This is a genomic window from Cobetia sp. MC34, from assembly GCF_018340035.1.
GTDB classification, from domain to species: domain Bacteria; phylum Pseudomonadota; class Gammaproteobacteria; order Pseudomonadales; family Halomonadaceae; genus Cobetia; species Cobetia amphilecti.
This window is the reverse complement of sequence record NZ_JADPPY010000100.1, coordinates 1-614: the sequence shown is the minus strand read 5'-3', so window position 1 is coordinate 614 and position 614 is coordinate 1. Positions and strand designations below refer to the sequence as shown.

1 protein-coding gene is annotated in these 614 nt (G+C 55.2%); it reads right to left on the bottom strand.

The window, feature by feature from the left end:
- On the bottom strand, positions 1-614 hold a 614-nt coding region (locus tag IZU87_RS17320), incomplete at both ends, for an IS3 family transposase (protein ID WP_213115372.1).

Here is a 614-nt window from a genome sequence, read left to right as displayed (position 1 = left end):
TTCGGCGGTATCCCATCGTTATGCTTGTGCGGCCTGAGGCTGCTGTAGTAACCGATCATATAATCAGTGACAGATCGCTTCGCCGCAGCGACATCGGGATAGCCGATCTCTGGTATCCATTCCGTTTTCAGGCTTCTGAAGAAGCGCTCTGTTGGGGCATTGTCCCAGCAATTGCCACGGCGACTGAGACTCAGCGTCATTCGGTAGCGCCAAAGCATCTGCCGGAATGCCCGGCTGGTGTACTGGCAACCCTGATCCGAATGAAACAGGATATTCCGTGGCTCTCCACGCGATTCGTAGGCCATGGTCAGCGCTTTCTTTACCAGCTCCGTGTTCGGCGATAGGGACAATGCCCACCCCACGGGTTTACGAGCATACAAGTCGATGACCACTGCCAGATAAGCCCAGCGTGCCCCTGTCCAAATATAGGTAATGTCGCCGGTCCATACCTGATTGGGCTTCTTTACATCGAACTCCCGATCAAGAACATTCGGTATATCCAGGTGTGGCTGATCAGCCTTCTTGTAGGCGTGCCTCGGCGGCTGCGAACTCATCAGCCCCAGCTGCTTCATCCGCCTGCTGGCCCGATAACGACTCAACTGTATTCCTGCCTG